Here is a 24,298-nt window from a genome sequence, read left to right as displayed (position 1 = left end):
ACGACCACAGGTCTTTTCCACCGTAGTGAACAGTGGCGGGAAGCGCTGCGCGTGTTTCCCTCCCGACGGAGAATTACCGATGAGCGACGACATCCTGCTGAAGGTTCCGGCCCTGCGCCGCGGCTTTCGTTTTCAGTTCGAGCCGGCGCAGCAGTGCCACGTGCTGCTCTATCCCGAGGGCATGATCAAGCTCAACGACAGCGCCAGCGAGATTTTCAAGCGCATGGATGGCGCGCGGACGGTGGGGGGCATCATCGCTGACTTGCAGACGAGTTTCCCCGGTGCAGAAGGTATCGAGGAAGACATCCTGGCGTTTCTGGAGGTGGCCGTTGAACGATTCTGGATCGAACTTCGCTAAACCCGGTTTCGAGCCCGGCCCGCCGCTCTGGCTGCTCGCCGAGCTGACCTACCGCTGCCCGCTGCAGTGTCCGTATTGCTCCAACCCGCTGGATTTCGCCCGCGGTCATGAGGAGCTGAGCACCGCCGAGTGGATCGAGGTATTCCATCAGGCGCGGGAAATGGGGGCGGCGCAGCTGGGTTTTTCCGGCGGTGAGCCGCTGGTACGCCAGGACCTTGCCGAGCTGATAGCCGCCGCGCGCGGGCTCGGCTACTACACCAACCTGATTACTTCGGGCATCGGCCTGACCGAAGAGAAGATCGCCAGCTTCGCCGAGGCAGGGCTCGATCACATCCAGATCAGCTTCCAGGCGGCCGACGAGGAGGTGAACAACCTGCTCGCCGGCTCGAAGAAGGCCTTCGCCCACAAGTTGGAGATGGCCCGGGCGGTGAAGAAGCATGGCTACCCGATGGTGCTCAACTTCGTCACTCACCGGCACAATATCGACAACATCGACCAGATCATCCGCCTGTGCATCGAACTGGAAGCCGATTTCGTCGAGCTCGCCACCTGCCAGTTTTACGGCTGGGCCGAGCTGAACCGCGCCGGCCTGCTGCCGAGCAAGGAGCAGCTGGTACGCGCCGAGCGCATCACCAATGAATGGCGCGACAAGCTGGCCGCGGAGAACCACCCGTGCAAGCTGATCTTCGTCACCCCGGATTACTACGAGGAGCGCCCCAAGGCCTGCATGAACGGCTGGGGCAACCTGTTCCTCGATATCACCCCGGATGGCACCGCGTTGCCTTGTCACAGCGCGCGACAGCTGCCGGTGGAGTTTCCCAACGTGCGCGAGCACAGCGTCGAGTACATCTGGCGCCACTCGTTCGGCTTCAACAAGTTCCGCGGCTACGACTGGATGCCCGAGCCGTGCCGCAGCTGTGACGAAAAGGAACGCGACTTCGGCGGCTGCCGCTGCCAGGCCTTCATGCTCACCGGCGATGCGGCCAACACCGATCCGGTCTGCAGCAAGTCGCCGCAGCACGGCACAATCCTCGCCGCACGCCAGCAGGCTGAAGAGGGCGCACTGGGGTTGGACCAACTGCAGTACCGCAACGAAAAAGCTTCGAAACTTATCCTCAAGGTCTAGCAGGGCCGCCGTGGTGCGCCGCCACCAACAGCGCTGAATTCCCGACGATGAATGCATGCATGAGCAAAACCACGGTTCCCCACGGATTCTGGCCCAGCGAATGGACTGCCGAGCGGGCCGCGGCAGCCAGTCGCGATTTCGCCGAACTGCGCGCCGGACATGGCGGACTGTTCTGGATCGCCTACGATCCGGCTGATGCGCGCTGCACGCTATGGCATTGGTGCGAGGGTACGGCCAGCTGCCTGACGCCCAGTGACTACTCGCTGCGCAGCCGGGTGTATGAATACGGTGGTGGCGCCTTCTGCCTGACCGGGCATGGCGTGGCATTCGTCAACGAGGCCGACCAGCAGATTCATTTGCAGTCACCTGCCGGGCATGGCGGCTGGAGCGATCCGATCGCTCTGACCCGCAACAGCGCCTGCCGCTATGGCGCGCTGCATTTCGATGCGAGCCGTGCAGCGATCATCGCCGTGGAAGAAGCCCATGCGGCGCAGGCAGTGCAGCATCGCGTGGTCAGCATCGCCGTGGCCGACGGGACGCGCCGGGTCATCGCCGAAGGCGCGGATTTCTATTCCTCGCCAGTCGCCAGTGCTGATGGCACACGGTTGGCATGGATCCAGTGGAACCGTCCGGAACAGCCGTGGACTGCGACCAGCCTGTGGCTCGCCGAGCGCGACGCGGCTGGCGAGTGGGACGGCGGACGCTGTCTGGCCGGCGCAACGGGCGGGGAGTCGCTGCAGCAGCCGCGGTTTTCAAACGACGGCGAGCTTTACTGCCTGTCCGACCGTCACGGCTGGTGGCAGCCCTGGCGCGAGAGGTCGGGCCGGCTGGTAGCCGTCGAGCTGGCTGAGCATGCCGCAAACTTCGATTGCGCACCGGCGCCCTGGGAACTCGCCACGACCAGCTACCTGCCGTTGGCCAATGGCCGGTTGCTGCTGACGCAGATGGTCGAAGGGTACGGCCTGCTGTTCGAGCACACCGAGGCGGGTGGGCTACGTCAGCTGGCCAGGGACTTTTCGCGCTGCCGTCAGTTGGCGGCCGACGACCGTCACTACTACTGCATTGCCGGCTCGCCCGCGCGTGCGCCGGCGGTGCTGGCGATCGCACGCGACAGCGGTGGCGTGCGGATTCTCGCCGGTGGGGCAGTGCCGCTGCCGGAAGCGGAGCTATCGCGCCCGCAGAGCCTGACTTTCGCAACCGGTGCAACGGTTGACGGTGCTGCCAATGAAGGAGAACGAGCGCATGCGTTCTTCTATCCGCCGTGGAATGCCGCGTGCGTCGGGCCTGCCGGCGAGCGACCGCCGTTGCTGGTGTTCGTCCACGGTGGGCCGACTTCTGCCTGCTATCCGCTGTTCGACCCGCGTATCCAGTTCTGGACGCAGCGCGGCTTTGCCGTGGTCGATGTCAACTATCGGGGCAGCAGCGGCTTCGGCCGCGCCTACCGTCAGCGTCTGCGTGAGCAGTGGGGGGTATTGGACGTCGAGGATGCCTGCCGGGTGGTCGAGACGCTGGCGAGCAGCGGGCGGATCGATCCGCAGCGGGCCTTCATCCGGGGCTCCAGCGCAGGAGGCTACACCGCACTCTGTGCCCTTGCTGCCGGCGCGCGCTGGCGTGGCGGCGCCAGCCTCTATGGCGTCAGCGACCCACTGGGGTTGCGCCGGGTGACGCACAAGTTCGAGAGCGACTATCTGGACTGGCTGATTGGCGATCCGCAACAGGTGCCGCAGCGCTTCCGCCAGCGCGCCCCCCTGCACAACGTCGAGAAGATCAGTGCACCGGTGATCTTCTTTCAGGGCGGGCGTGATGCAGTGGTCCTGCCGGAGCAGACCGAGTCGATGGTGGCGGCGCTGCGTGCCCGCGGCGTGGCGGTCGAATACCGGCTCTATCCCGAGGAGCGCCATGGGTTTCGCGAGGCGCGACACCTGGCCGATGCGCTGGAGCAGGAGTGGCGGTTCTACCAGGCGCTGCTGTGACCAGCGCGGTAGCGGACGGTCGGGCGTGAGCCTTTGGGTGGATTGCTTTAGCTGAGTAATCCAGTAGGCTGGCGCGGTTGTTACAAAAAGATAAAAAAGGCCGCAGTGATGAGCCCGAACATCAGCCTCCAGCGTAAATTCGTCTCCCCTGAAATCGTCTTCGGCGCCGGCTGTCGTCACAGCGTCGGTACCTGTGCGAGCAACTTCGGTGCGCGCAAGGTGCTGCTGGTGTCCGATCCCGGCGTGGTCGCGGCTGGTTGGGTGGCCGACGTGCAGGCGAGCCTGGAGCTGCAGGGCATCGAGCACTGCCTGTTCACCGACGTGTCGCCCAACCCCCGTTGTGAGGAGGTGATGCTCGGCGCCGAGGTCTACCGCAACGAGGGCTGCAACGTGATCGTCGCGGTCGGTGGCGGCAGCCCGATGGATTGCGCCAAGGGCATCGGTATCGTGGTCGCCCACGGCCGGCATATCGTCGCATTCGAGGGTGTGGACACGCTGCGGGTACCCAGCCCGCCGCTGATCCTGATTCCGACCACCGCCGGCACCTCGGCGGACGTCTCGCAGTTCGTGATCATTTCCAACCAGGACGAGCGGATGAAATTCTCCATCGTCAGCAAGGCGGCGGTTCCCGACGTTTCGCTGATCGATCCGGAAACCACCCTGAGCATGGACCCGTTCCTCTCTGCCTGTACCGGCATCGATGCGCTGGTGCATGCCATCGAGGCTTTCGTCTCCACCGGCCACGGGCCGCTGACCGATCCGCATGCGCTGGAAGCCATGCGCCTGATCAACGGCAACCTGGTGCAGATGATCGCCAATCCGACGGACCTCGCCCTGCGCGAGCAGATCATGCTTGGCAGCATGCAGGCCGGGCTGGCGTTTTCCAACGCGATTCTCGGCGCAGTGCATGCCATGTCGCACAGCCTGGGCGGTTATCTCGATCTGCCGCATGGCCTGTGCAATGCGGTGCTGGTCGAGCACGTGGTGGCGTTCAATTACGACGCAGCACCGGAGCGCTTCAGGATCGTCGCCCAGACGCTGGGCATCGACACCCGCGGACTGAGTCACCGTGAGACTCGTGAACGCCTGGTCAGCCACCTGATCAGCCTCAAGCAGGCGATCGGCTTCAAGGAAAGCCTGGGGCTGCACGGTGTGCGTCTTACCGACATTCCCTTCCTCTCGCAGCACGCGATGCAGGACCCGTGCATCCTCACCAACCCGCGCTCGTCGACGCAGAAGGACGTCGAGGTCGTTTATGCCGAAGCCCTCTGACGAGCGCCAGCAGGCCCTGACCCAGCTGCTCGGCTTTGGTAGCCATTCGGCGCGCAAGAGCCACTACCCGGAGCTGTTGGCGCGGCTGGAGGAGCTGGAGGCCGAGCGCAACCGCTACAAGTGGTTGTTCGAACATGCCGTGCACGGAATCTTTCAGGCCAGCCTGCAGGAGGGCATCCGCGCGGCCAATCCGGCGCTGGCACGAATGCTCGGTTACGAAAGCCCGGAAGAGGCGCTGTGGGCGCTGACCGATCTGTCGCATCACCTGTTCATCGGTGGCGAGGACGAGCTGCGGCAGATTCGTCATACGCTGAGCGACCAGCTCGGTCTGTTCGGCTACGAGACGCGCTTGCGCCGCAAGGACGGCAGCGCCATCTACGTGGTGATGAACCTGCTGCTCAAGCCGGACGAGGACGGCCTGGTGGAAGGTTTCGTCGCCGACATCACCGAACGCAAGCAAGCCCAGCTGCGTCTGCTGCAGCTCAACGAGCAGCTCGAACAGCGGGTCGCCGAGCGTACCTGCGAGCTGCGCGCTGCACGCGACGCCGCCGAAGCGGCCAACCTGAGCAAGGACAAGTATCTGGCGGCGGCCAGCCATGACCTGCTGCAGCCGCTCAACGCGGCGCGGCTCCTGATCTCGACGCTGCGCGAGCGGCCGTTGCCCGGCGAGGAGCTCAACCTTGTGGAGCGGGCTCACCAGGCGCTGGAAGGTGCGGAAGATTTGCTCACTGATCTGCTGGATATCTCCAAGCTGGATCAGAGTGCGATCAAGCCGGACATCGACAGCTATCGCCTCGACGAGGTGCTGCTGCCACTGGTCTCGGAGTTCCAGCCGGTCGCGGCAGCGGCCGGCCTGCGGCTGGCGCACTACATTCCGCAGTACGCGATTCGCAGCGATTTCCGCCTGCTGACGCGGATCTTGCGCAACTTCCTCAGCAACGCCTGCCGCTATACCGACAGCGGGCGGGTGCTTCTCGGCGCGCGCAGACGAGGTGGCGCGCTGCGCATCGAGGTCTGGGACACCGGCCGGGGTATCGCCGCGGATCAGTTGCAGTCGATCTTCCTTGAGTTCAACCAGCTCAACGTCGAGCGTGCGGCCGAGCGGCACGGCGTCGGGCTTGGCCTGGCAATCGTCGACCGCATCGCCAACATGCTCGATTACCGTATCCAGGTGCGCTCGCAACTAGGCCGCGGTTCGGTATTCAGCATCGAGGTACCGCTCGCCGAGGCGCTGCCCAGTCGCAGCAGCGAGGCGCTGGCAGTCGTGCCGCAGCTGGGCAATCCGCTGCCAGGGCGGCGCCTGCTGGTGCTCGACAACGAACTCAGCATCCTGCACAGCATGGCTGCGCTGCTCGGTCAGTGGGGCTGCGAAGCGCTCACTGCCACCGACGAGGCCAGCGCGCTGGAAGTGCTGCAAGGGCGTGCGCCGGAGCTGATCCTGGCCGACTACCACCTGGATCTCGGGGTCACCGGCTGGGAAGTGGTGCAGGCGCTGCGGCTGCACTTCAACGCGGCGATTCCGCTGGTGATGATCACCGCCGACCGCAGCGACCAGTGCCGCAAGCAACTGCAGGGCCTCGGCGTGCCGGTACTGAACAAGCCGGTCAAGGCCGGCAAGATGCGCTCCGTACTCAGCCACCTGCTCGGCGAACGACCGTCCGCGGATGGCGCCTGAAGCCGATCTCGATCAAGTTCTTGTTAGCCCGTCCGCCACTACACTGGCCGCCATGAAAACCTGTCTGTCGCTGTGCCTGCTACTGCTGATCAGCTTCGCGCTTCCCGTCAACGGGCTGGTCGCGGCTGAGCGCATGCCGCAGCCCTGCACGATGCAGCCGGCAGACACGCAACATGGCGCCATGCAACATGCGGCGGACATGCACGCCGACCAGCATGGCGACCGCGGGCACGATGGCAATCCGCAGTGCGAGAGCGGCCATCAGTGCAAGACCGGCTGCCTGTTGCAGTTCGCCGTACCCCGGGCGGACGTCGATGCACCGTCGTCCCGGCTGATCGTCTACCTTCCCGAATTCATTCCCTCGCGTAACGGCGCCGACGTCTGGCGTCCCCCGTGCGCCTGATTCCCCATCCGAGCTGACTGGTCCGTCGCCTGACGACTGACCTCGCGCGTGCCCGTTCGGCACGCAGGATCCGAGGAATCCGCACATGCAATCCCGATTGATGCGAGACATTCGCGCGCGTGCCGCCGTGGCCGCGTGCGCCCTGGCGTTGCCGGCTGCCGCCAGCGCGCTGAGCTTCGACGAGGCCCTGGCGCTGGCCCAGCAGCAGGCGCCGTCCCTGCAGGCCGAAGCGGCCAAACTGCAGGCCGCCCGTAGCGACGCCGTACCTGCCGGCGAACTGCCCGACCCGAAACTGCTGCTCGGTGTACAGAACGTCCCGATCGAAGGCAACGATCGCTGGAGCCTGGACCGCGACGGCATGACCATGAGCATGGTCGGCCTGATGCAGGACGTGCCCAACCGCGACAAGCGCCGCGCCCGGGTCGAGGTGGCGAATGCCGGCGTCCAGCGTGCCGCCGCCGAGCGCGCGGTCGAGGCGCTGAACGTGCGCCAGGCCACCGCCCAGGCGTGGATCGCCAGCCACGCCATCGAGCGCAAGCTGGCGACCTTCGACGCGCTCTATGCCGAGAATCGCCTGCTCAGCGAGGCCGTGCGGGCGCGGATTGCCGGTGGGCGCGGGCAGGCCGCCGACAGCGTGCTACCGCGTCAGGAAGCGGCCTTGCTCGATGAGCGCGCCGATGAACTGCATCGCCAGCGCCGGCAGGCCCGCGCGGCGCTCGCCCGCTGGATCGGTAAAGCCGCCCTCGAGCCGCTGGAGGGCAGCGTGCCGCACTGGTCGCTCGACGCCCCGGCGCTGCAGCGCGAGCTGCACCAGCATCCGCAACTGCAGGCCTACACGCCGATGACGCAGCAGGCGCAAGCGCGCATCCGCGAGGCGACCGCCGAGAAGAAGCCCGACTGGAGCTGGGAAGTGGACTACCTGCGCCGCGGGCAGGAATTTGGCGACATGGTCAACCTGCAGGTCAGCTTCGACCTGCCGCTGTTCACCAGCATGCGGCAGAACCCGCGCATCGCCGCCCGGCATGCCGAACTCAACCAGCTGGAAGCCGAGCGCGAGGCGCTGGAGCGGCAGTTCGCCGAGCAACTGGACAACGAACTGGCCGAACTCGAGCGCCTGCAACGCGCCCTGACGCGCACCCGTGAGGTGCTGCTGCCGCTGGCGCGCGAGCGTAGCGAACTCAGCATGGCCGACTACCGCGCCGGGCGCGGCGAACTGGAGACGCTGCTGGCAGCGCGTCGTGAACTGATCGAAACGCGCCTGAAGGAAATCGACCTCGAAGGCCTGCAGGCCATTGCCGCCAGCCGCCTGTACTTCGCCTATGGAGATGCGCAATGAGCCAGACCGTTCACAAGACCGGCGTACTGATCGCCGTCACCACCGCGCTGGGGCTGGCCGGTGGCTACTGGCTGGCCTCGCGTCAGCCGCATGCCGCGCCGCAGGATGGCCCGGCCAGTGCCGTCAGCGAGCGCAAAGTGCTCTATTGGTACGACCCGATGATGCCGCAGCAGCGCTTCGAGCAACCGGGCAAATCACCGTTCATGGACATGGACCTGGTGCCACGCTACGCCGAGGAGGCAGACGCCGGCGGTGCGCCGGCGGTGCGTATCGACGCCGATATCAGCCACAACCTCGGCGTGCGCCTGGCAACGGTCAGCCGCGGCGTGCTTGCGCGCAACATCGAGGCCGTCGGCGTGCTCGGTCTCAATGATCGTGACGTGGCGTTGGTGCAGACGCGCGCGGCGGGCTTCGTCGAGCGCGTCTACCGACTGGCGCCGGGCGATGTGCTAACGGCCGGCGCGCCGCTGGTGGACCTGCTGATACCCGAATGGGTGGCGGCGCAAGAGGAATTTCTCGCGTTGCGCCGCAGCGGCGATCGCGCGCTGCTGGACGGTGCGCGCCAACGCCTGCGGCTGGTCGGTATGCCGGCCGAGGCGATCCGCCAGCTGGAGCGCTCCGGCCGGGTGCAGGCGCAGCAGACCGTGCGCGCGCCCATCGGCGGTGTGCTGCAGGAGCTGGACGTGCGCGAGGGCATGAACGTCGGTAGCGGCGCGCCGCTGGCGCGGATCAACGGGCTGGACAGCGTCTGGCTCGAAGTCGCGGTGCCGGAAGCGCAGGCCGGCGGCATTCGCACCGGGCAGGTGGCGACGGCGCATCTGCCGGCGCTGCCCGGTGAGCCAATCGTGGGCACGGTGACCGCGGTGTTGCCCGAGGCTACGGCGGCCAGCCGCACGCTGCGTGTGCGGGTGGAACTGCCCAATGCCGAGGGCCGGTTGCGCCCAGGCCTGAGCGCACGGGTCGAACTGGCCGAGCAGGGCGCGCAGAGTGCATTGCTGATCCCCAGCGAGGCGGTGATCCGTACCGGCAAGCGCGCGCTGGTGATGCTTGCCGAAGCCGGTGGCCGCTATCGTCCGGTGGAGGTGCAGCTCGGTGTCGACAGCGGCAGCCAGACCGCCATCCTGCAGGGGCTGGAGGAGGGCCAGCAGGTGGTCGCGTCCGGGCAGTTCCTGCTCGATTCCGAGGCCAGCCTGCGCGGCATCACCGCCGTTGCCGCGCCGCCGGCGGAGGCACATGAACATGCCGATGCCGCACCAGCCGAGCATTCCACCCACGCGATGCATGAGCACGCCGCACCGAGCGCGCATTCGATGCATGCGGCCCAGACGCCGATCGTCGCAGCGTTGCACGAGGCCGAAGGACGCATCGTCGAGATCAGCGCGCAGGGCGTGAAGATCGCCCATGGGCCGTTCAAGACCCTCGGCATGCCGGGCATGACTATGCGCTTCCCGGTGGCCGATGCGCATCTGCTGCACGGGGTGCAGGTCGATGACCGGGTGCGCTTCGCCGTCCGCGAGACCGGCGCCGGGCTGGTCATCGAGCAGCTGGAGCAGCAGCCATGATCGCCGCGCTGATTCGCTGGTCGGTGGTCAACCGCTTCCTGGTGCTGCTGGCGACACTGCTGATGACCGCGGTGGGCATCTGGTCGCTGCGCACCACGCCGATCGACGCGCTGCCGGACCTGTCCGACGTGCAGGTGATCATCCGCACGCCGTATCCGGGGCAGGCGCCGCAGATCGTCGAGAACCAGATCACCTATCCGCTGACCACCACGATGCTCTCGGTGCCGGGAGCAAAGACCGTGCGCGGCTACTCGTTCTTCGGCGACAGCTTCGTCTACCTGCTGTTCGAAGACGGCACCGACCTGTACTGGGCGCGCTCGCGGGTGCTGGAGTACCTGAGCCAGGTACAGAGCCGCCTGCCGGACGGCGCCAAACCGTCGCTCGGCCCGGACGCCACCGGTGTCGGCTGGATCTACCAGTACGCGCTGGTCGACCGCAGCGGCACGCACGACCTGGCGCAGCTGCGCAGCCTGCAGGACTGGTTCCTCAAGTTCGAGCTGATCACCCTGCCGAACGTCGCCGAGGTCGCCACCATCGGCGGTATGGTCCGCCAGTACCAGGTGCTGCTCGACCCGCTGAAGCTGGCCAGCCTCGGTGTGACCCAGGCACAGGTGACCGAGGCCATCGGCCGCGCCAACCAGGAAACCGGTGGCGCGGTGCTGGCGCTGGCGGAAACCGAATACATGGTGCGTGCCTCGGGCTACCTGCAGACGCTCGACGATTTCCGCCAGATTCCGCTGCAGCTCAGCGCTGCCGGGGTGCCGGTGACGCTCGGCGATGTCGCGCATATCCAGCTCGGCCCGGAGATGCGCCGCGGCATCGCCGAACTGAATGGCGAAGGGGAAACCGTCGGTGGCGTGATCATCCTGCGCAGCGGCAAGAACGCGCGGGAAACCCTGACGGCCGTGCATGCCAAGCTCGACGAGCTGAAAAAAAGCCTGCCGCAGGGCGTGGAGATCGTCACTACCTACGACCGCAGCCAGCTGATCGACCGCGCGGTGCACAACCTGAGCTTCAAGCTACTGGAGGAGTTCATCGTCGTCGCACTGGTCTGCGGGCTGTTCCTCTGGCACCTGCGCTCATCGCTGGTGGCCATCGTCTCGCTGCCGATTGGCGTGCTGCTGGCCTTTGCGGTGATGCGTTACCAGGGCATTAACGCCGACATCATGTCGCTGGGCGGCATTGCCATCGCCATCGGCGCGATGGTCGATGCGGCGGTGGTGATGATCGAGAACGCGCACAAGAAGGCCGAGGCCTGGCGGCATGCCAATCCCGGCCGGACACTGGAAGGCGAGGAGCACTGGCGGGTGATGACCGAGGCGGCGCAGGAGGTCGGCCCGGCGCTGTTCTTCTGCCTGCTGATCATCACCTTGTCGTTCATTCCGGTGTTCACCCTCGAAGCGCAGGAAGGCCGGCTGTTCGGCCCGCTGGCGTTTACCAAGACCTACGCGATGGCCGCTGCCGCCGGGCTTTCGGTGACGCTGGTGCCGGTGCTGATGGGCTACTGGATTCGCGGCCGGCTGCCGGATGAGACGCGCAATCCGCTCAACCGCGGACTGATCCGGGTTTACCGGCCGGCGCTCGACGCGGTGCTGGGACATCCGAAAACCACGCTCGTCGCCGCGCTGCTGGTGCTGGCGACCACGCTGTGGCCGATGACCCGGCTGGGCGGTGAGTTCCTCCCGCCGATGGACGAGGGCGACCTGCTCTACATGCCCTCGGCGCTGCCGGGGCTTTCGGCGCAGAAGGCCGCACAGCTGTTGCAGCAGACCGACCGGATGATCCGCACGGTGCCGGAAGTCGCCACGGTGTTCGGCAAGGCCGGGCGCGCCGAGTCGGCCACCGACCCGGCGCCGTTGGAGATGTTCGAGACCACCATCCAGTTCAAGCCGCGCGAGCAGTGGCGCGCCGGCATGACCCCGGAAAAACTGGTGGAGGAGCTGGACCGCGCGGTGCAGGTACCGGGACTGACCAACATCTGGATTCCGCCGATCCGCAATCGCATCGACATGCTCGCCACCGGCATCAAGAGCCCCATCGGGGTGAAGATCGCCGGCGCCAATCTGGAGGAAATCGACCGGGTCAGCCAGCAGGTCGAGGCCGTCGCCAAGACAGTGCCAGGCGTCAGCTCGGCGCTCGCTGAGCGATTGGTCGGCGGGCGCTACATCGATATCGACATCGACCGCCAGGACGCCGCGCGCTATGGGCTGAACATCGCCGACGTGCAGGCCATCGTCGCCGGTGCCATCGGGGGTGAAACCGTCGGCGAAACGGTGGAAGGCCTGGCGCGTTACCCGATCAGCGTGCGTTACCCGCGTGAATGGCGCGACTCGCCGCAGGCGCTGGAGCAGCTGCCGATCCTCACACCGCAGGGCGCGCAGATCACCCTCGGCAGCGTGGCGCGGGTGCGTGTCAGCGACGGCCCGCCGATGCTGCGCAGCGAGAACGCGCGGCTGTCCGGCTGGGTGTACGTCGATGTGCGCGGGCGCGACATCGCCTCGGTGGTGGCTGATCTGCGGCAGGCGGTGAGCGCTGGCGTCGAGCTGCAGCCGGGCATGAGCCTGAGCTATTCCGGCCAGTTCGAATTTCTCGAGCGCGCCAACGAGCGGCTCAAGCTGGTGGTGCCGGCGACGCTGCTGATCATCTTCGTGCTGCTCTACCTGACCTTCGGCCGTATCGATGAGGCGTTGCTGATCATGCTGACGCTGCCGTTCGCGCTGACCGGCGGGGTGTGGTTCCTCTACCTGATGGGCTACAACCTGTCGGTGGCGACCGGCGTCGGTTTCATTGCTCTGGCTGGTGTCGCCGCGGAGTTCGGCGTGATCATGCTGCTCTATCTCAAGCATGCCTGGAGCGCCCGTCTGAAGGCTGGCCAGCACGACGAGGCGGCGCTGTGCGCAGCCATCCGCGATGGAGCGGTGCAGCGGGTGCGACCCAAGGCGATGACGGTGGCGGTGATCGTCGCCGGTCTGCTGCCGATTCTCTGGGGCTCGGGAACCGGCAGCGAAGTGATGAGCCGCATCGCCGCGCCGATGGTTGGCGGCATGTTGAGCGCGCCGCTGTTGTCGCTGTTCGTGTTGCCGGCGGCCTATCGGCTGATGCGTCGCCGGCAGGGACGTGAGTTGGAAGGTCAGTAGTCGACCGGATCGCGGCTCGGCGGATAGTTCAGACAAGGGCTGCCGTCGCGGCCGCGACTCGGTTCGCACAAAGTCCGACGCTGGTTTTGGGCGCCTGGGCGTTGGTCTGGACGTTACAGTCGTCGCTGGCGGACGGCGAGTATCTCGCGGCGATTACGCCGCCGCTTGTGCGTGCCGTGGCAGGGCGATGGAGATCAGCGCCGCGAGCAGCACGAAGATGCTGGAAATCCACAGACAGGCCGTCAGCCCATAGGCCTGATAGACCCAGCCGGAAAGCAGGGTACCGATGAGCCGACCGAGGGCGTTGGACATGTAGTAGAAACCGACGTCCAGCGAGACGCCGTCTTCCTTGGCGTAGGAGACGATCAGGTAGCTGTGCAGGGAGGAGTTCACCGCGAATAGCGCACCGAATATCAGCAGGCCACCGAGCAGCACCGGTTGCGCCGGTGCGTCGCTGCTCAGCCCCAACGCGATTGCCGCAGGCAGTCCGGCCAGCAGCAGCGCCCAGAGGAATGCGGCACGCCCGTCGGGTACATGGCCGCGGCGCTTGCCGGTGATCGCCGGCGCCAGTGATTGCACGATGCCGTAGCCGATCACCCAGGCGGCGAGAAAGCCGCCGACCTGCCAGACATCCCAGCCGAACACGCTGGCGAGATAGACCGGCAGGGCGACGACGAACCACACGTCGCGCGCGCCGAACAGGAACAGCCGCGCGGCCGACAGCACGTTGATCGCCCGGCTCTTGGACAACAGATCGCGAAACTTCGGCTTGGCCTTGGCCTTGCCGAGGTCCTGCTTCAGGAGCGCTAGGCTGGCGACCCAGATCACCGCCAGCACGGCTGCCATCACCAGCAGCGCGCCCTGGAAACCGAGCACGGCGAGCAGGGCGCCGCCAAGGAAGAAACCGACGCCCTTGAGTGCATTCTTCGAGCCGGTGAGGATCGCCACCCACCTGTACAGCGTGCCTTGCTGTCCGTCGGCCACCAGCAGCTTGATCGAACTCTTGGCGCTCATCTTGTTGAGGTCTTTGGCGATGCCGGACAACGCCTGCGCCGCCATCACCCACGGCACGGTGAGCAGCGCGGCCGGCACCGTGAGCATCAGCAACGCCGCCACCTGCATGCCCAGGCCGATGTTCATGGTGCGATTGAGCCCCAGGCGCGCGCCGAGATAGCCACCCACCAGATTGGTCACCACCCCGAAGATTTCGTAGAACAAGAACAACGCCGCGATCTGCAGCGGCGTATAGCCCAGCGCATGGAAATGCAGCACCACCAGCATGCGCAGCGCACCATCGGTGAGGGTGAATGCCCAGTAGTTGCCGGTAACCAGCAGGTATTGGCGGATTTCAGGTGAGAGGCGGGTGAGGACGTGCATGAACGGTTCCAGGCCGGTGTGCTGGTAACAGGTGGAAAAGGCCGGCGGCCGTTTCCAACCCTACGATCCGCGATCGATACCGTAGGGTGGAAAACTCGCGCCGCGATTTTCCACCTGAACGGCGATGCTGGTCTCAGCCGGCCAGACCGACCTTGCGCGCCAGCTCCACGGTGCGGTTGGCGTAGCCCCACTCGTTGTCGTACCAGGCGTAGATCTTCACCTGCGTGCCGTTGATCACCATGGTCGACAGCGCGTCGATGATCGATGAGCGCGGGTCGGTGCGGTAGTCGATGGAAACCAGCGGGCGTTGCTCGTAGCCGAGGATGCCCTTGAGCGGACCATCGGCGGCAGTCTTGAGCAACTGGTTCACTTCCCCGACGCTGGTCGCGCGCTCGACCTCGAATACGCAATCGGTCAGCGAGGCGTTGGCCAGCGGCACGCGCACGGCGTGGCCATTCAGCCGGCCGCGCAGCTCGGGGAAAATCTCGGCGATGGCGGTGGCCGAGCCGGTGGTGGTCGGGATCAGGCTCATGCCCGAGGCGCGGGCACGCCGCAGGTCCTTGTGCGGCTGGTCGAGGATGCTCTGGGTGTTGGTCAGATCGTGAATGGTGGTGATCGAGCCGTGACGGATGCCCAGGGCCTCGTGGATCACCTTGACCACCGGTGCCAGGCAGTTGGTGGTGCAGGAGGCGGCGGTGACGATACGGTGCGAAGCCGGATCGAACAGCTGGTCGTTGACGCCCATGACGATGTTCAGTGCGCCTGGTTCCTTGACCGGCGCGCTGACCACCACACGCTTGACGCCCTGGTCGAGGTAGCCCTGCAGCACGGCGACGGTCTTCATCTTGCCGCTGGCCTCGATCACCAGATCGCAGCCGCTCCAGTCGGTGTCGGCGATGGCCTTGTTGGCGCTGACTCGGACGCGCTTGCCGTCGATCATCACACAGGCGCCCTCGCTGCTCGCCTCATGCTGCCAGCGACCGTGTACCGAGTCGAAGTTGAGCAGGTGGGCGTGGGTCGCGGCGTCACCGGCCGGATCGTTGATCTGCACGAACTCCAGCTCCGGCCAGCCCCAGGCGGCGCGCAGGGCCAGACGTCCGATGCGACCGAAGCCGTTGATGCCTACTTTGATGGTCATGCGCAAGTCCTCGAATCGGTCAATGTCAGTCAGCGTCGAACTGCTCAAGCCAGGCCACGTGGGCCGGATGCTGGATGGCCTTGGGCCGCAGGGCCTGGACCCTGGCGACGGCCTCGGCGCGCGGCAGGCCGCGGTCGATCAGGATGCGCGCGGCGATCAGCCCGGTGCGCCCTGAGCCGCCCTTGCAATGGATGGCGATACCTCGGCCCTCATCGAGCAGGGCGCCTATGCGCAAGCGACTGGCGCTCCAGGCTTCGTCGAAATCCGCCAGCGGAACCTGTTCGTCGGCCACCGGCAGGTGGAACCACGCCAGATTGCGCTGCGCGCACAGTTGCGGCAGTTCGGTGGCCTGGTTCAGTTCCAGCTCCGTGGCGGGCATCAGGGTGATCAGTGCCTCGGCGCCGGCAGCCTGCAGGGTGTCCAGCGCTTCAGCGACGCTGGTGTCCTTGCTGCCGGGGCAGGGTGTAAAGATCAGCCGGCCGGCGCAGTCGGGCAGGGTGAGAGTGTCGTAAGGATGTTGCACGGTGATTTCCTCGCGATTCAGATCGAGCGCTGGTTGACGCGGCGGGACAGCTCCTCGGCCGACTCCTTGCGCTCGGAATAGCGGTCGACCAGGTAGTCGGTGCGGCCGCGTAACAGCAGGGTGAACTTGAGCAGCTCTTCCATCACGTCGACCACGCGGTCGTAATACGCCGATGGCTTCATGCGGTCGTTCTCGTCGAACTCCTGCCACGCCTTGGCTACGGATGACTGGTTGGGGATGGTGAACATGCGCATCCAGCGCCCGAGCACGCGCATCTGGTTGACCGCGTTGAACGACTGCGAGCCACCACAGACCTGCATCAGCGCCAGGGTCTTGCCCTGCGTCGGACGCACGGCACCCATGGCCAGCGGCACCCAGTCGATCTGTGCCTTGAACACAGCGCTCATCGCGCCGTGGCGTTCCGGTGAACACCATACCTGGCCTTCCGACCACTGCATCAGCTCGCGCAGCTCCCGCACCTTGGGGTGATCGTCGGGAGCATCGTCCGGCAATGGCAGACCGGCAGGGTGGAAGATGCGCGTCTCGGCGCCCATGTTCTCCAGCAAACACGCCGCTTCGAGGGTTAGCAAGCGGCTGAAGGAATGCGCTCGGTTGGAGCCGTAAAGCAGCAGGATTCGTGGCTTGTGCGTGGTCGTCGCCGGCGGCTCGAGCCTGGCGAGATCGGGCAGCTCAAGCAGTTGCGGGTCGACGTTGGACAGGTCGGCGGGCATGGTGGGCTCCGGTAGTGGTGTTCAGCAGCAGGCGGCGCTGCGCTCGGGGCGCTCGCCCATGGCCGCCAGACGCTGGCTTTGCGGGCTCAGCCAGTGGCGGTTGGAATCGAGCATCAGCTTGAGCAGGTCGTGTACCCAGTCTGGCAATGCCGGATGGAGACGGTAGAACACCCACTGGCCTTGTCGGCGGTCGGCCAGCAGCCCACAGTTACGCAGCTGCGCCAGGTGGCGGGATATCTTCGGCTGACTTTCATTCAGCGCGCAGACCAGTTCGCACACGCACAGCTCCTGCTCACGGGCGATCAGCAACGCGATGCGCGCACGGGTTTCGTCGGCCAGGCACTTGCATACCAGGGGCGGGGTGAGGTGGTCGGCCATCGACACTCTCCGAGTTCATCGTGGGCAGAACATATGCTAAATCGAATATTCGGTAAAGCTACAGGATGTTCGCTGATCTGGATAAGCTCAGTTTCGGTTTATCGACTCAAGACAATGAATATCTGTATTTTCGTATGTTATCGTTCGCCCATTCTGAAGGCGCTTGTATTACCAGCGCGTGACAGCCCGCAATCTCGGAGTCGCACATGTCCGCCAGTCCGAAGGATGTCGATGTAGTCGTCATCGGCGGTGGCCAGTCTGCCCTGGCCACCGCCTACTTCCTGCGCCGCACCCAGCTTTCCTTCCTTCTGCTCGATGCACAGGCCACGCCGGGCGGCGCCTGGCTGCATGGCTGGGAGTCACTGCGGTTGTTCTCGCCTGCGACCTGGAGCTCGCTCCCGGGCTGGCCGATGCCCGTGGGGGCGAGCACCTACCCGACTCGCAGTGAGGTCATCGACTACCTGAGCCGCTACGAGGAGCGCTACAAGCTCCCGGTGCAGCGTCCGGTGCACGTCGAATCCGTTGAATGCGACGGTGACCACCTGCGGGTATATGCCGGCGAGCAGAGCTGGCGGGCGAGGGCGGTGGTCAGTGCCACCGGTACTTGGAGCAATCCGTACATTCCCGACTATCCCGGCCGCGAGCAGTTCGCCGGGGTGCAGTTGCACTCGGCGCACTACGTCGACCCGGTTCCTTTCGTCGGCCAGCGGGTGATGATCGTTGGCGGCGGAAACTCTGGCGCGCAGGTTCTAGCCGAGGTATCCAAGGTCGCCGCCACCCTGTGGATTACCCCCGAGCCACCACAGTTCCTGGCCGATGACGTCGATGGCCGCGCGCTGTTCGAGCGTGCCACCGAACGCTGGAAGGCGCAGCAGGAAGGCCGCACGGTTGACGAGCCGGTCGGCGGCCTGGGCGATGTGGTGATGGTCGAGCCGGTGCGCGAGGCGCGCAGCCGCGGCGTGCTGGTCAGCGAAAGGCCGTTTGAGCGGTTCACCGAGTACGGCGTGGAGTGGGCCGACGGCCGCCGCGCCGAAGTCGATGCGGTGATCTGGTGCACCGGTTTCCGTCCGGCCCTTAATCACCTGAGCGAGCTGGGTGTGATCGAGAGCGACTGTAAGGTGGCCCTCGACGGAACCCGTGCGCTGAAGCAGCCGAACCTTTGGCTGGTCGGCTACGGCGAGTGGACTGGCACTGCTTCTGCCACCCTGCTCGGTGTGATGCGCACCGCGCGCAGCACAGCCAGCGAGATTGCCGAGGCGCTCGGCGAACACTGATTACCCGGGCCCGCTCAGCGGCCGCTCGGCAATTGCAAGAACGGAAGGAAATACTGATGTCCAGTCCCTGTGAGGTGGCGGCAAAGAAGGCCTCCGGTACACCGCTCGGCTTCTTCGAGCGCTATCTGACGCTGTGGGTGTTGCTCTGTATTGTCGCCGGCACAGTGCTGGGGCTGACTCTGCCGTCGGCTGCGCAGGCAGTCGGTGCGCTGGAGATTGCCCAGGTCAACATTCCGGTGGGGCTGCTGATCTGGGTGATGATCATCCCCATGCTGATGAAGATCGACTTCGCCGCGCTACATGAGGTCCGCCAGCAGAAGGCGGGCATGGGCATCACGCTGTTCGTCAACTGGGCGGTGAAACCGTTCAGCATGGCCCTGTTCGGCTGGTTGTTCATCAAGCACCTGTTCGCTGGCTGGCTGCCGGCGGACGAGATCGACAGCTACATGGCCGGGCTGATCCTGCTCGGCGCGGCCCCTTGCACGGCGATGGTTTTCGTCTGGAGCAATCTGTGCAACGGCAACGCCAACTTCACCCTGACCCAGGTGGCGCTCAATGATCTGGTGATGGTGTTCGCCTTCGCGCCCATCGTCGCTCTGCTGCTTGGCGTGTCGTCGATCCCGGTGCCTTGGGACACTCTGCTGCTGTCGGTGGTGATGTACATCGTCATTCCGCTGGCTATTGCCCAGTTCATCCGCGCCCGATTGCTCAAGGGTGGCGAGGCGGCCTTCCAGGCGGCGCTGGCGAAGATCTCGCCGTTCTCCATCATCGCGCTGCTGGCGACCCTGGTGTTGCTGTTCTCCTTTCAGGGCGAAGCCATCGTGGAGCAGCCATTGATCATCGCCATGTTGGCGGTGCCGATCCTGCTGCAGACACTGTTCATCGCCGGCCTCGGCTACTGGCTCAATCGCAGCTTCCGCGTGGGCCACGACGTCGCCGGGCCGTCGACGATGATCGGCGCCTCCAACTTCTTCGAACTGGCGGTGGCTGTGGCCATCGTGCTCTATGGCTTCGACTCCGGCGCCGCCCTGGCCACGGTGGTCGGTGTGCTGATCGAAGTGCCGGTGATGCTCTGGCTGGTGCGCATGGTGATGAGCAGTCGCGACTGGTACAACCGCGCGCTCGTGCGTCGTTGAAGGAGGCCGCATGACGATCTTCGGTTGGCTCAATGATCAGCTGCTGCGCATGGAATGGCTCGCGTATCTGGTGCGTCTGCTGCTTGAGCAGGGGCTAGGCCTGGATACGGCCAGTCGCGTCGGCGGCAGCCTGCATTTCTTCATCTATGACGTGATCAAGATCTTCATCCTGCTGTCGGCGCTGATCTTCGGTATCTCCTGGATCCAGAGTTATTTCCCGCCGGAGCGCACACGGCGCATTCTCGGTCGCATGCGCGGCTTTCGCGCCAACCTCACCGGCGCACTGCTGGGAACGGTCACGCCGTTCTGTTCCTGCTCGTCGATCCCGCTGTTCATCGGCTTCACCAGTTCGGGTCTGCCGCTGGCTGTGACCTTCTCGTTCCTGATCTCCTCGCCGCTGGTCGATCTGGCGTCGATGATCCTGCTGGCCAGCATCTTCAACTGGTCGATTGCGCTGGCCTACGTGGTAGTGGGCATCGTGCTGGCAGTGATCGGCGGGACGCTGATTGGCAAGGCTGGGATAGAACAGTACGTCGAGGCCTTCGTCACGCAACAGAAGGTCCTGGACCTGCCACAGGAACAGCTCACCCTGCGCGACCGCCTGACCTACGCCCGCGAGCAGGTGGGAGAGATCATCCGCAAGGTTTGGCTGTATATCCTGATCGGCGTGGGCATCGGCGCTGCCATTCACAACTGGATTCCGGCGGGTCTGATCGAAAAGGTCATCGGCCAGGACAACTGGTGGTCGGTGCCGCTGGCCACGCTGGTGGGCGCGCCGATGTACGCCGACATCTTCGGCACTCTGCCGATTGCCGAGGCTCTGGTGGCCAAGGGCGTTGGCCTGGGCACCGTACTGGCGTTCATGATGTCGGTCACCGCGCTGTCGCTGCCGTCGCTGATCATGCTGAAAAAGGTGGTCAAGGCGCCGCTGCTGGCGCTGTTCATTGCCATCGTGCTGATGGGCATCATGCTGATCGGCTACCTGTTTAATGCATTTGCTTACCTGTTCATCTGAGATGGGAGATTCGCCATGCTGATCAAGATCCTGGGCTCCGGCTGCAAGAAGTGCGTGACCTTGGCCGACAATACTCACCAGGCATTGGCGTCGCTGGGACGCGAGGCCGAGGTGGTGAAGGTGACCGATTTCGCCGAAATCGCCGGCTACGGCGTGATGTCCACCCCGGCCCTGGTGATCGACGACAAGGTTGTCTCTGTGGGCAAAGTGCTCAGCTCCGACGAGATTGCCGCATTGGTGCAGGGGCAGTGAGCGACGTTGACGAGCGCCTCCTTGGATGATGGCCATGAGTGGCTGTGATCGACAGTGTGGACGCGGCGACGGTTCGGCAAAGGCGGCCGAGCCTGCATTGGCACCGAGTGGTCGTTGGGTCAGCCTGTTTCAGGTGCCAAAAATGGATTGCCCGGCCGAAGAACGGATGATCCGCCTGGCGCTGGAAGGCCGCGCAGAGGTCAGCGGCCTGGTATTCGACCTGCCGGGTCGTCGCCTGCAGGTTGCCCATGATGGCGCCGTCGGGCCGATTGCCGATCGCCTGAGTGAGCTCGGCCTGGGTGCAGTGTTGCTCGAAACCTGCGCTGCGGCTGAACAACCGTTGAACGATGTGGCCGCTGCCAACGAGTCGAAGACCCTCAAGACACTGCTGGCCATCAACGGGGGCATGTTCGTCGCCGAGCTGCTCGCCGGGCTGTTCGCACAGTCTGCCGGCCTCATTGGTGATTCGCTGGACATGTTCGCCGATGCCGCCGTCTATGGTGTGGCGCTGTATGCCGTCGGTCGCGGCGTACACCTGCAGATGCGCGCTGCCAAGCTTGCCGGTCTGCTTCAACTGGTGCTCGCAGTTGGTCTGCTGGCTGAGGTGGTGCGGCGATTTGTCTTTGGCAGCGAACCGCAGTCGATGGCGATGATGGGCGTGGCCTGCGTGGCGCTGCTGGCCAACGTCAGCTGTCTGGCCCTGATCCACAGGCACCGGAAGGGCGGGGTGCATATGCGTGCCAGCTGGATCTTTTCGGCCAATGACGTGTTGATCAATGCCGGCGTGATTGTCGCTGGCGGGCTGGTAGCCTGGACCGGCTCGCGTTATCCGGACCTGCTGATCGGTAGCTTGATCGGTGTGCTGGTACTGCTCGGAGCACGAAGAATCCTGGCACTGCGCGCGTGAATGGTCTGCACTAGATAGCGATTGGCTTACACTGCCGCGATTGTAAGTTTTCGCTGATGGGCGGCACGGACCGCTTCAATACCGAGGTTTCAGCGCGATGGCCGTGCGGGTTGCGGCCATTTTCGTCACCCCATAGGAGGCGAGGCTGGCCGTTTTTTTGGTAGAGTTCGCCGCTCTCACGAAGCGCGCAGCCAGCCAGCTTTGAATTGCATTAACGAGGTGTCTGCTTGATTAGGGTGCTGGTGGTAGATGACCACGATCTGGTTCGCACGGGCATTACCCGTATGCTGGCCGACATCGACGGGTTGTACGTAGTCGGGCAGGCGGATTGCGGCGAAGAGGCCATCAAGAAAACCCGCGAACTCAAGCCTGACGTCGTCCTGATGGATGTGAAGATGCCGGGCATCGGCGGCCTGGAGGCCACTCGTAAGCTGCTGCGCAGCCATCCTGACCTGAAGGTCATTGCCGTCACGATCTGCGAAGAGGACCCGTTTCCCACGCGCCTGCTGCAGGCTGGCGCCGCGGGGTACCTGACCAAGGGCGCAGCGCTGGAGGAAATGATCCGCGCCATCCGCATGGTCTTCGCCGGGCAGCGCTACATCAGCCCGCAGATCGCCCAGCAGCTGGCGCTGAAGTCCTTCCAGCCGCAGAACAACGGATCGCCGTTCGACCTGCTGTCCGAGCGGGAAATCCAGATCGCCCTGATGATCGCCAATTGCCAGAAGGTCCAGGCTATTTCCGACAAGCTCTGCCTGTCGCCAAAAACGGTGAATACCTACCGTTACCGGATATTCGAGAAGCTCTCGATTTCCAGTGATGTCGAGTTGGCGTTACTGGCCGTGCGGCACGGTATGGTCGACACCATCAACTGATGGCCAGCGGATTCGACTCTTCCGCCTTCCTGGCGGCGTGCAGCGGCCATCCGGGTGTCTACCGGATGTTCGATGCCGACGAGAAACTGCTCTACGTCGGCAAGGCAAAAAATCTCAAGAAACGGCTCTCCAGCTACTTCCGCAAAACCGGCCAGGCGCCGAAAACCGCGGCTCTGGTTGCCAGAATCGCCCAGGTGGAAACCACCATCACGGCGAACGAGACGGAAGCGCTGCTGCTTGAACAGACGCTGATCAAGCAGTGGCGACCGCCGTACAACATCCTGTTGCGCGACGACAAATCCTATCCGTACGTTTTTCTTTCCGCCGGTGAGTTTCCGCGCCTGAGTATCCATCGTGGCGCGAAGAAGGAGCCTGGGCGTTACTTCGGCCCGTATCCTAGTGCCGGCGCGATACGCGAGAGCCTGAGCCTGCTGCAAAAGGCGTTCTTCGTCCGGCAGTGCGAGGACAGTTACTTCCGCAACCGCACGCGGCCTTGTCTGCAGTATCAGATAAAGCGTTGTAAGGCGCCCTGCGTGAATCTGGTGGAGCCGGCCGAGTACGCCGAAGATGTGCGCCATTCGGTGATGTTTCTCGAGGGGCGCAGCAATGCGCTGGCCGAGGAGCTGTCGCGGAATATGGAAAAGGCCGCGATGAATCTTGAATTCGAGCGTGCGGCGGAGATCCGCGATCAGATCGGCATTCTGCGCCGCGTTCAGGATCAACAGAGCATGGAGGGCGGCAGCGGCAACGTCGATATCGTCGCCGCTGCAGTCAGCCCCGGCGGGGCCTGTGTGCACCTGATCAGCGTCCGCGGGGGCAGGGTGCTGGGCAGCAAGAACTTCTTTCCGCAGGTCGCCATCGAGGAAAGTGTCAGCGATGTGCTTCAGGCATTTCTGGAGCAGTACTACCTCGGCTCAGCCGAGCGCGACCTGCCGGGTGAGCTGATCGTAAACGCGGTACACGAGGACTTTCCCACGCTGATCAGTGCAGTTGCCGAACTGCGCGGCGTCGAGTTGAGCATCGTGCAACGCGTGCGCGGCACGCGCTCACGTTGGCAGCAGCTCGCGTTGACCAATGCCGAGCAGGCGTTGTCGGCGCGCCTGGCCAATCGACAACATCTGTCGGCGCGTTTCGAAGCGCTGGCCGAAGCGCTCAATCTCGACGAGCCACCAGCGCGCCTGGAATGCTTCGATATCAGCCATTCCAGTGGCGAGGCCACCGTTGCGTCCTGCGTGGTATTTGGCCCGGAGGGGCCGCTGAAGTCGGACTACCGCCGCTACAACATTGAAGGGGTCACGGCTGGAGACGATTATGCGGCGATGCACCAGGCGCTCTCGCGGCGTTTTCGAAAGGCGGCCGAAGGCGAGGGCAAGCTGCCCGACATCCTCTTGGTGGACGGTGGCAAGGGCCAGCTCAACATGGCGCGAGATGTGTTGGAAGAGCTGGCGGTACCCGAGCTGATCCTGCTCGGCGTGGCCAAGGGCGTCACCCGCAAGCCCGGCCTGGAAACGTTGTATCTCAACGACGCGGCGCACGAATTCACCCTGCCGGCCGACTCGCCGGCACTGCATCTCATCCAGCAAGTGCGTGACGAAGCCCACCGTTTCGCGATTACCGGGCACCGTGCGCGGCGCGGCAAGGCGCGGCGAACCTCAAGTCTGGAAGATGTCGCGGGCATTGGGCCGAAGCGGCGGCGCGAACTGCTCAAGCACTTCGGTGGTCTGCAGGAACTCTGCCGAGCGTCCCTTGATGAGATCGCCAAGGCGCCCGGTATCAGTAAAAAGCTTGCCGAGTCGATTTATGCCGCTCTGCACAGTGAGTAGAATCCCCTTCAATTTCGCCGATCAGTGGTA

General features: G+C 65.1%; 21 protein-coding genes. 16 read left to right on the top strand and 5 right to left on the bottom strand.

The window, feature by feature from the left end; genetic code table 11:
• The first annotated feature begins 79 nt into the window (after window positions 1–79).
• The 9 genes from pqqD (at window position 80) to N8H22_RS06155 (ending at window position 12,842) form a co-directional block, all read left to right on the top strand.
• Window positions 80–358, top strand: a complete 279-nt coding sequence (gene pqqD / locus N8H22_RS06195; RefSeq protein WP_264589736.1) for a pyrroloquinoline quinone biosynthesis peptide chaperone PqqD — start codon at window positions 80–82, stop codon at window positions 356–358.
• Entirely contained in the window at window positions 330–1,484 is a 1,155-nt protein-coding gene (pqqE, locus tag N8H22_RS06190) for a pyrroloquinoline quinone biosynthesis protein PqqE (RefSeq protein ID WP_264589735.1), read from the top strand. The genes pqqD and pqqE overlap by 29 nt, the downstream gene beginning before the upstream one ends.
• 59 nt (window positions 1,485–1,543) lie before the next feature.
• Window positions 1,544–3,457, top strand: coding sequence for a prolyl oligopeptidase family serine peptidase (locus N8H22_RS06185; RefSeq protein ID WP_264589734.1), 1,914 nt, complete (start codon window positions 1,544–1,546; stop codon window positions 3,455–3,457).
• Between the two features lie 108 nt (window positions 3,458–3,565).
• Window positions 3,566–4,729 carry an alcohol dehydrogenase-like regulatory protein ErcA gene (gene ercA, locus N8H22_RS06180; protein WP_264589733.1) on the top strand — a complete coding sequence of 388 codons (1,164 nt, stop codon included), beginning with the start codon at window positions 3,566–3,568 and terminating at the stop codon, window positions 4,727–4,729.
• Window positions 4,713–6,404 carry a NahK/ErcS family hybrid sensor histidine kinase/response regulator gene (locus N8H22_RS06175; protein ID WP_264589732.1) on the top strand — a complete coding sequence of 564 codons (1,692 nt, stop codon included), beginning with the start codon at window positions 4,713–4,715 and terminating at the stop codon, window positions 6,402–6,404. Before ercA ends, N8H22_RS06175 begins: the two co-directional genes overlap by 17 nt.
• On the top strand, window positions 6,394–6,807 hold the full coding sequence (locus N8H22_RS06170; protein ID WP_264589731.1) for a hypothetical protein: 414 nt from the start codon (window positions 6,394–6,396) through the stop codon (window positions 6,805–6,807). The genes N8H22_RS06175 and N8H22_RS06170 overlap by 11 nt, the downstream gene beginning before the upstream one ends.
• A gap of 100 nt (window positions 6,808–6,907) precedes the next feature.
• Entirely contained in the window at window positions 6,908–8,143 is a 1,236-nt protein-coding gene (locus tag N8H22_RS06165; protein WP_264589840.1) for a TolC family protein, read from the top strand.
• A complete protein-coding gene (locus N8H22_RS06160) occupies window positions 8,140–9,705 on the top strand; it encodes an efflux RND transporter periplasmic adaptor subunit (RefSeq protein ID WP_264589730.1) in 1,566 nt (521 codons plus the stop codon). Before N8H22_RS06165 ends, N8H22_RS06160 begins: the two co-directional genes overlap by 4 nt.
• The gene (locus N8H22_RS06155) at window positions 9,702–12,842 is read left to right on the top strand and encodes an efflux RND transporter permease subunit (protein WP_264589729.1); all 3,141 of its coding nucleotides are present in this window, start codon (window positions 9,702–9,704) and stop codon (window positions 12,840–12,842) included. Before N8H22_RS06160 ends, N8H22_RS06155 begins: the two co-directional genes overlap by 4 nt.
• A 153-nt stretch (window positions 12,843–12,995) precedes the next feature.
• Here N8H22_RS06155 and arsJ read toward each other — a convergent pair whose 3' ends face one another.
• From arsJ to N8H22_RS06130, 5 genes are all read right to left on the bottom strand, one after another.
• Window positions 12,996–14,219 carry an organoarsenical effux MFS transporter ArsJ gene (gene arsJ / locus N8H22_RS06150; protein WP_264589728.1) on the bottom strand — a complete coding sequence of 408 codons (1,224 nt, stop codon included), beginning with the start codon at window positions 14,217–14,219 and terminating at the stop codon, window positions 12,996–12,998.
• A 133-nt stretch (window positions 14,220–14,352) separates the two neighbouring features.
• Window positions 14,353–15,357 (bottom strand): ArsJ-associated glyceraldehyde-3-phosphate dehydrogenase, encoded by a 1,005-nt coding sequence (locus N8H22_RS06145; protein ID WP_264589727.1) that lies wholly within the window; start codon window positions 15,355–15,357, stop codon window positions 14,353–14,355.
• Window positions 15,358–15,382: 25 nt separating this feature from the next.
• Window positions 15,383–15,880, bottom strand: coding sequence for a protein phosphatase (locus N8H22_RS06140; protein WP_264589726.1), 498 nt, complete (start codon window positions 15,878–15,880; stop codon window positions 15,383–15,385).
• 17 nt (window positions 15,881–15,897) lie between these two features.
• Entirely contained in the window at window positions 15,898–16,611 is a 714-nt protein-coding gene (gene arsH, locus N8H22_RS06135) for an arsenical resistance protein ArsH (RefSeq protein WP_264589725.1), read from the bottom strand.
• A gap of 21 nt (window positions 16,612–16,632) precedes the next feature.
• A complete protein-coding gene (locus N8H22_RS06130; protein WP_264589724.1) occupies window positions 16,633–16,989 on the bottom strand; it encodes a metalloregulator ArsR/SmtB family transcription factor in 357 nt (118 codons plus the stop codon).
• A 206-nt stretch (window positions 16,990–17,195) separates the two neighbouring features.
• Between N8H22_RS06130 and N8H22_RS06125 the strand changes: the two genes are divergently transcribed.
• From N8H22_RS06125 to uvrC, 7 genes are all read left to right on the top strand, one after another.
• Window positions 17,196–18,263, top strand: a complete 1,068-nt coding sequence (locus N8H22_RS06125; RefSeq protein ID WP_264589723.1) for an ArsO family NAD(P)H-dependent flavin-containing monooxygenase — start codon at window positions 17,196–17,198, stop codon at window positions 18,261–18,263.
• A 56-nt stretch (window positions 18,264–18,319) separates the two neighbouring features.
• Window positions 18,320–19,399 (top strand): ACR3 family arsenite efflux transporter, encoded by a 1,080-nt coding sequence (gene arsB / locus N8H22_RS06120; protein ID WP_264589722.1) that lies wholly within the window; start codon window positions 18,320–18,322, stop codon window positions 19,397–19,399.
• A gap of 10 nt (window positions 19,400–19,409) precedes the next feature.
• Window positions 19,410–20,414, top strand: a complete 1,005-nt coding sequence (locus N8H22_RS06115; protein WP_264589721.1) for a permease — start codon at window positions 19,410–19,412, stop codon at window positions 20,412–20,414.
• Between the two features lie 15 nt (window positions 20,415–20,429).
• Window positions 20,430–20,666 (top strand): thioredoxin family protein, encoded by a 237-nt coding sequence (locus N8H22_RS06110; protein ID WP_264589720.1) that lies wholly within the window; start codon window positions 20,430–20,432, stop codon window positions 20,664–20,666.
• A gap of 34 nt (window positions 20,667–20,700) precedes the next feature.
• Window positions 20,701–21,573 (top strand): cation transporter, encoded by an 873-nt coding sequence (locus N8H22_RS06105; protein ID WP_346658370.1) that lies wholly within the window; start codon window positions 20,701–20,703, stop codon window positions 21,571–21,573.
• 227 nt (window positions 21,574–21,800) lie between these two features.
• Window positions 21,801–22,445 carry a UvrY/SirA/GacA family response regulator transcription factor gene (gene uvrY / locus N8H22_RS06100; RefSeq protein ID WP_264589719.1) on the top strand — a complete coding sequence of 215 codons (645 nt, stop codon included), beginning with the start codon at window positions 21,801–21,803 and terminating at the stop codon, window positions 22,443–22,445.
• Window positions 22,445–24,268 (top strand): excinuclease ABC subunit UvrC, encoded by a 1,824-nt coding sequence (gene uvrC, locus N8H22_RS06095; protein WP_264589718.1) that lies wholly within the window; start codon window positions 22,445–22,447, stop codon window positions 24,266–24,268. The genes uvrY and uvrC overlap by 1 nt, the downstream gene beginning before the upstream one ends.
• Window positions 24,269–24,298: the final 30 nt, after the last annotated feature.

The organism is Stutzerimonas sp. S1 (genome assembly GCF_025966695.1).
Taxonomy (GTDB): Bacteria; Pseudomonadota; Gammaproteobacteria; order Pseudomonadales; family Pseudomonadaceae; genus Stutzerimonas.
The sequence above is the reverse complement of the archived record's forward strand: the minus strand, read 5'-3'. Positions and strand labels throughout refer to the sequence as shown.

Bases quoted from the DNA above. Each gene is read 5' to 3' on its own strand.
- N8H22_RS06155 (WP_264589729.1), top strand. From the start codon at position 9,702: ATGATCGCCGCGCTGATTCGCTGGTCGGTGGTCAACCGCTTCCTGGTG.
- arsJ (WP_264589728.1), bottom strand. From the start codon at position 14,219: ATGCACGTCCTCACCCGCCTCTCACCTGAAATCCGCCAATACCTGCTG.
- N8H22_RS06145 (WP_264589727.1), bottom strand. From the start codon at position 15,357: ATGACCATCAAAGTAGGCATCAACGGCTTCGGTCGCATCGGACGTCTG.
- N8H22_RS06165 (WP_264589840.1), top strand. From the start codon at position 6,908: ATGCGAGACATTCGCGCGCGTGCCGCCGTGGCCGCGTGCGCCCTGGCG.
- N8H22_RS06115 (WP_264589721.1), top strand. From the start codon at position 19,410: ATGACGATCTTCGGTTGGCTCAATGATCAGCTGCTGCGCATGGAATGG.
- arsH (WP_264589725.1), bottom strand. From the start codon at position 16,611: ATGCCCGCCGACCTGTCCAACGTCGACCCGCAACTGCTTGAGCTGCCC.
- arsB (WP_264589722.1), top strand. From the start codon at position 18,320: ATGTCCAGTCCCTGTGAGGTGGCGGCAAAGAAGGCCTCCGGTACACCG.
- pqqD (WP_264589736.1), top strand. From the start codon at position 80: ATGAGCGACGACATCCTGCTGAAGGTTCCGGCCCTGCGCCGCGGCTTT.
- N8H22_RS06130 (WP_264589724.1), bottom strand. From the start codon at position 16,989: ATGGCCGACCACCTCACCCCGCCCCTGGTATGCAAGTGCCTGGCCGAC.
- N8H22_RS06105 (WP_346658370.1), top strand. From the start codon at position 20,701: ATGAGTGGCTGTGATCGACAGTGTGGACGCGGCGACGGTTCGGCAAAG.
- N8H22_RS06185 (WP_264589734.1), top strand. From the start codon at position 1,544: ATGAGCAAAACCACGGTTCCCCACGGATTCTGGCCCAGCGAATGGACT.
- N8H22_RS06125 (WP_264589723.1), top strand. From the start codon at position 17,196: ATGTCCGCCAGTCCGAAGGATGTCGATGTAGTCGTCATCGGCGGTGGC.
- N8H22_RS06160 (WP_264589730.1), top strand. From the start codon at position 8,140: ATGAGCCAGACCGTTCACAAGACCGGCGTACTGATCGCCGTCACCACC.
- N8H22_RS06170 (WP_264589731.1), top strand. From the start codon at position 6,394: ATGGCGCCTGAAGCCGATCTCGATCAAGTTCTTGTTAGCCCGTCCGCC.
- N8H22_RS06175 (WP_264589732.1), top strand. From the start codon at position 4,713: ATGCCGAAGCCCTCTGACGAGCGCCAGCAGGCCCTGACCCAGCTGCTC.
- ercA (WP_264589733.1), top strand. From the start codon at position 3,566: ATGAGCCCGAACATCAGCCTCCAGCGTAAATTCGTCTCCCCTGAAATC.
- N8H22_RS06110 (WP_264589720.1), top strand. From the start codon at position 20,430: ATGCTGATCAAGATCCTGGGCTCCGGCTGCAAGAAGTGCGTGACCTTG.
- uvrC (WP_264589718.1), top strand. From the start codon at position 22,445: ATGGCCAGCGGATTCGACTCTTCCGCCTTCCTGGCGGCGTGCAGCGGC.